Source organism: Rothia sp. HMSC073B08 (genome assembly GCF_001812975.1).
Classification (GTDB): Bacteria; Actinomycetota; Actinomycetes; order Actinomycetales; family Micrococcaceae; genus Rothia; species Rothia mucilaginosa.
This window is the reverse complement of sequence record NZ_KV811050.1, coordinates 40,835-46,423: the sequence shown is the minus strand read 5'-3', so window position 1 is coordinate 46,423 and position 5,589 is coordinate 40,835. Positions and strand designations below refer to the sequence as shown.

Below are 5,589 nucleotides of genomic sequence, written 5' to 3'. Positions count from 1 at the left end.
GTGCGCCCCGTGCCTAGCGAACTGGGGCGGGGGAGGCTGTCGCGGTTTGACCTGTTGCCTGGTGGTTGGGTGTTTTGCGTGTGGGGCGGGGAGGGCTGTCGCGGTTTAGCCTGTTGCTTGGTGGCTTGGCATTTTGCGTGTAAGCACACGAAAGCCCGCCACCGTCACAAGACAGTAGCGGGCAATCATCTCAAAAAGTCATAAGGCTACAGGACCGGCCAAATCCGCGTCACAAACTCACGGAAATCCTCCACATCCTTACCCTGCTCCAACAAGCCAACGCCAAAACGAGTCGCAACCTCAGCATTATCCTCAAACGACAAATAAAACGAGCTGCCATTCACCGACTCAAGCGTCACCGCATCATCACCCACACGATACGCATGCAGAGCATTCGTATTATCAATCGTCGTCGCCGTACCCGCAGGCGTCAACGCCGGCAAATTCACCGGAGCAATAATCACCTCATCAGGCGCATCCTGATACCCAACAATAAAATGCTGCTGATCAGGATACTGATGCAACGCCAAATCAGGATTACGGTAAACCGCACGGCCCGTCGCATACACCAAATTGTATGCACCGTAATTAATAATCTGCTCGTCAAAAACCGGGTGCAGAACTCGAATAAGTTCCTCACCCGTCAAAAACACGTCACTCTCAACAGAGTTACGGGGGTCAACAACCTCTGCGTACTTACTTGCTTCGGTCAGCTCATCAGCGACCGGGATGATCGGTTCGGTCATAGCTTCAGTCTACCGGGGCAACCAACGAAGGTCACGAGTATTCGCGCATATTACGCGCCATGACGTCCAAAAATGCGAGTTTTTCTCACCTGTTCAAATGAGCACGTGGGAATGTGTCAACAAGTGCAATGTGTCCACATCATGAAAGAAAGTATCTGACCTGCGCCTTTATGAACAAAAACGGGCGTGTTGCTCGATAGAGATTTGACTCACCCCTTCTTGGGGCGCACCATAGAAGGGTGAAGACAGCAATGTTCCAGCGAATTCTACGCCTTGTCGACGTCGCCTAGGGCGCGTGGCAGGGTCTATTCACTGCGACTGAGCGCCCCTACCGCTACCACCAACAGCGAGGGGCATTTTTTATAGCTTGGTACCCCCGGGCATAGGATGCGTGAGGATCACACAAACCCCACGCAGAACATTGAGTACAACGAAGAACCATTAAGACACGAGGCATTTCCATGACCATGGGATTTTCCACTTCTGATGACGCGGCAAACGCTCCCGCAGAACGCATGACCGGTTCTCAGGCTATCGTCCGCACCCTCGAAGACCTGGGTGTGACTGACGTATTCGGCCTGCCTGGCGGCGCAATTCTGCCGACCTATGACCCCCTGTACGACTCCAAGAAGGTCCGCCACATCCTGGTCCGCCACGAGCAGGGCGCAGGCCACGCAGCTCAGGGCTACGCAGTGTCCAGCGGTAAGACCGGCGTGTGCATCGCAACCTCCGGCCCCGGCGCAACCAACCTGCTGACCGCAATCGCTGACGCAAACATGGACTCCATCCCCCTGGTCGCAATCACCGGCCAGGTGTCCACTAAGCTGCTGGGCTCTGACGCATTCCAGGAAGCTGACATCGTCGGCATGGCAATGCCCATCTCCAAGCACTCCTTCATGATCACCGACCCGCAGGACATCCCCCGCGCGCTCGCAGCAGCATTCCACATCGCATCCACCGGCCGCCCCGGCCCCGTGCTCGTGGACGTCACCAAGGACGCACAGGTCGGCATGATGGAATACCGCGGCATTCCTGAAGACCTGGAGCTGCGCGGTTACACCCCCGTCACCCGCGGCCACTCCAAGCAGATTCACGAAGCTGCAAAGTTCATCACCGAATCCAAGCGCCCCGTCTTCTACGTCGGCGGTGGCCTGGTCCGCGCAGGTGCTTCCGAAGAGTTCCACAAGCTGGCTAAGCTCATCGGCGCACCCGTCGTCACCACCCTGAACGCTATCGGTGCATTCCCCGACTCTGACCCCCAGAACCTCGGCATGCCCGGCATGCACGGCACCGTCCCCGCCGTCGCCGCAATGCAGAAGTCTGACCTGCTGATTACCCTCGGCGCACGCTTCGACGACCGCGTCACCGGTAAGCTCGACTCCTTCGCACCCGAGGCTAAGGTCATCCACATTGACGTTGACCCGGCAGAAATCTCGAAGATCCGCTTCGCAGACGTGCCGATCGTCGGCGACCTCAAGTACGTGCTGCCCGAGCTGACCGACCTGCTCTCCACCGAGTTCGCAGACCAGCTGCCGAACCTGACCGAGTGGTGGAACGAGCTGAACGTCATCCGCAAGGATTACCCGCTCGGCTATGAGAAGCCCAACGATGGCCTCGGCTCGCCCGAATACGTCCTCGAGCGCATCAGCGCCCTCACCGGCCCTGACGCATACTACGTCACCGGCGTTGGCCAGCACCAGATGTGGGGTGCACACTACATTCAGCAGGAGAGCCCCCGTCACTTCATTAGCTCCGCTGGTCTGGGTACCATGGGCTACGGCGTTCCTGCCGGCATGGGTGCAAAGGTTGCACACCCCGAATCCACCGTGTGGATTATCGACGGTGACGGCTGCTTCCAGATGACCAACCAGGAACTGGTCACCTGCGCACAGAACAACATCCCCGTCAAGGTTGCTATCATCAACAACTCCTCCCTCGGTATGGTGCGTCAGTGGCAGACTCTGTTCTACAACGAGCGCTACTCCAACACCGACCTGAAGGACGGTCACGGCACCGCACGCATCCCCGACTTCGTGAAGCTCGGCGACGCATACGGTTGCGCCACCTTCCGTTGCGAGCGCGACGAAGACGTGGACGCCACCATTAAGGCTGCCCTGGAAATCAACGACCGCCCCGTGGTCATTGACTTCACCGTCAGCCCCCACGCACTGGTCTGGCCCATGGTCCCGGCAGGCGTTTCTAATGACAAGATTTGGATTGCGAAGAACACTTCGCCCGAGTTCGATCGTGAGGGAGAGAACTAATGTCTCAGCACACTCTGTCCGTTCTGGTAGAAGATAAGCCGGGCGTTCTCACCCGAGTTTCCGGTCTGTTCTCCCGCCGCCTGTTCAACATCCTCTCCCTGGCTGTGGGCCCCACCGAAAACCCCGGTGTTTCCCGCATCACCGTCGTGACCGAGGGTGACGCTCACACCATCGAGCAGATCACCAAGCAGCTGAACAAGCTTGTTCACGTGCTGAAGGTCGTCGAGCTTCCCGCCGACTCCTCCACACAGCGCGGCCACATCCTGATTAAGGTCAAGGCCGATGCAGTTGCTCGCCTGCAGATCGTTCAGGCAGCTGACCTGTTCCGTGCATCCGTGATTGACGTTTCCCCTGAGTCTGTTGTCATTGAGGCAACCGGTTCTGAGGAGAAGCTCAACGCACTGCTGGATGTTCTGGAGCCTTACGGTGTTCGCGAAATCGTTCGCGCAGGCACCATCGGCCTGGCACGTGGCCCCCGCGCTATGAGCGAGCGCATCTAGCACAAAATACCTGACGCTACATTCCCGTAGCAGTTCTCCCGCCCGCACAACCGAAACACACGTATTCGCAGTGCGGGCGGGGAAGCATCAGGTACTCTCTATTTCTTTCTCTACTAGGTGATTTCTCTACCTGGGGACCCTAATGCCAAAGAAATAGATGCAGTACCCCATAAACTCTGCAGGTTGTAAAATCTTGAGCCACAATCTGAGAAGTGCTCTCGTAAACCTGCACCCCAAAAGCTATCAAGTAGAATAGTCAATGTTGAGCCCAGCCTGGGCCGCATACCAAACTTACTGAGGAGAAGAAATGGCAGCAACCATTTTCTACAACGACGACGCAGACCTCTCCCTGATCCAGGGTCGCACCGTAGCAGTTATCGGCTACGGCTCCCAGGGCCACGCACACGCACTGAACCTGCGTGACTCCGGCGTGAAGGTCATCGTCGGTCTGTCCGAGGGCTCCAAGTCCCGTGCCAAGGCTGAGGCAGAAGGCCTGCGCGTCGCAACCGTTGCAGAAGCAGCAGCAGAAGCAGACGTCATCATGATCCTGACCCCGGACCAGGTCCAGGCAAAGGTCTACGCAGAGAGCATCGAACCCCACCTGAAGCCCGGCAACGCACTGTTCTTCGCACACGGCTTCAACATCCGCTTCGGCTACATCACCGCACCCGAGGGTGTCGACGTGGCAATGGTCGCCCCCAAGGGCCCCGGCCACACCGTCCGCCGCGAATTCGAAGCAGGCCGCGGCGTTCCCGCCCTGGTCGCAGTTGAGAAGGACGCATCCGGCGAAGCACTCGCACTGGCACTGTCCTACGCAAAGGGCCTCGGCGCAACCCGCGCAGGCGTCATCAAGACCACCTTCACCGAAGAGACCGAGTCCGACCTGTTCGGTGAGCAGGCAGTCCTCTGCGGCTCCACCTCCCAGCTCGTCCAGTACGGCTTCGAGGTTCTGACCGAAGCAGGCTACCAGCCCGAAATCGCATACTTCGAGGTCCTGCACGAGCTCAAGCTCATCGTCGACCTGATGATCGAAGGCGGCATCGCTAAGCAGCGTTGGTCCATCTCCGACACCGCAGAGTACGGCGACTACGTCTCTGGCCCCCGCGTGATCTCCCCCGAGGTCAAGGAAAACATGAAGGCTGTTCTGGCAGACATCCAGAACGGCAACTTCGCAAAGCGCTTCATGGAAGACCAGGCTGCAGGCGCACCCGAGTTCAAGGAACTGCGCGCAAAGGGCGAGGCACACCCCATCGAGGCAACCGGCCGCAAGCTGCGCGAGCTGTTCTCCTGGAACTCCGTTGACGACGACTACACCGAAGGTTCCGTCGCTCGCTAAACGGTAGCTCAGCAATAGCTTTCTAAGAATCCGGCGTTCCACCCACACCCCGCTACAGGGGGAGAGGTGGGGCGCCGGATTCTTGCTGTTTCAAGCTGAACAGCAGCACTTAACAGGTATGTGATGCAGTTCATGCTCACTTGAGTTGCGGGTGTCTATAAAATGCCGTATAGTATTTACTTGTTGCAGGGGAAACCCTGAAAAACAAATAAGCGCCTCTAGCTCAATTGGCAGAGCAATTGACTCTTAATCAATGGGTTCTGGGTTCGAGTCCCAGGGGGCGCACTTTACAGAAAATCCCGCTGATTCTTCGGAATCAGCGGGATTTTTGCGTTCCCCTTGAAATGCAGGCTTCATGGGTTGAGGAATCGGTGTTCGTCCTCGCTCCTGCAGGGGTTGGGTGGGTGGGTACCTCGCGTCTCCCAAGACTACGGGGTGCGCTACATGTTTCCTCCGCGCCTACGCAGGGGCACCCGTCGCCCGGACGCTCCGCCCCTCCTTGCTTCGCTGCGGAGAGCGTCCGTGTGACACCCTGAGGGCGCTTCCGGAAAACGTAGCTGCACCGGTTAGGCGGGTGCGTGGAGGTTTCGGTGGCCTCCGTAGCGACATCAGGGTGCCCGAAGCGAAGCGAGGGCGGGTGCCCCTGTAGGAGCGAGGAGGGTGCCGAACCTCGAGCAAATCCCGCCGGGGTTGCGGTAGATGTGCGGTGGTTCAGTATGTGCGCCCCGTGCCTAGCGAACTGG

The 5,589-nt window shown here is 58.4% G+C and carries 4 protein-coding genes and 1 tRNA gene; 4 read left to right on the top strand and 1 reads right to left on the bottom strand.

Annotated features, from left to right (window positions below; all coding sequences use genetic code 11):
* Window positions 1-206: 206 nt before the first annotated feature.
* Window positions 207-746, bottom strand: coding sequence for a hypothetical protein (locus tag HMPREF2884_RS01255; RefSeq protein ID WP_070614944.1), 540 nt, complete (start codon window positions 744-746; stop codon window positions 207-209).
* Between the two features lie 461 nt (window positions 747-1,207).
* Between HMPREF2884_RS01255 and HMPREF2884_RS01250 the strand changes: the two genes are divergently transcribed.
* The 4 genes from HMPREF2884_RS01250 to HMPREF2884_RS01235 all read left to right on the top strand — a co-directional run bounded on the left by HMPREF2884_RS01250 (window position 1,208) and on the right by HMPREF2884_RS01235 (window position 5,131).
* Complete coding sequence (locus tag HMPREF2884_RS01250) at window positions 1,208-3,010, top strand: acetolactate synthase large subunit (protein WP_070614942.1); 1,803 nt, start codon at window positions 1,208-1,210, stop codon at window positions 3,008-3,010.
* Window positions 3,010-3,510 carry an acetolactate synthase small subunit gene (gene ilvN / locus HMPREF2884_RS01245; protein ID WP_005505523.1) on the top strand — a complete coding sequence of 167 codons (501 nt, stop codon included), beginning with the start codon at window positions 3,010-3,012 and terminating at the stop codon, window positions 3,508-3,510. Before HMPREF2884_RS01250 ends, ilvN begins: the two co-directional genes overlap by 1 nt.
* Before the next feature lie 307 nt (window positions 3,511-3,817).
* Entirely contained in the window at window positions 3,818-4,846 is a 1,029-nt protein-coding gene (gene ilvC / locus HMPREF2884_RS01240; protein ID WP_005508646.1) for a ketol-acid reductoisomerase, read from the top strand.
* Window positions 4,847-5,058: 212 nt separating this feature from the next.
* Window positions 5,059-5,131 (top strand) — tRNA-Lys (locus HMPREF2884_RS01235).
* Window positions 5,132-5,589 lie beyond the last annotated feature (458 nt).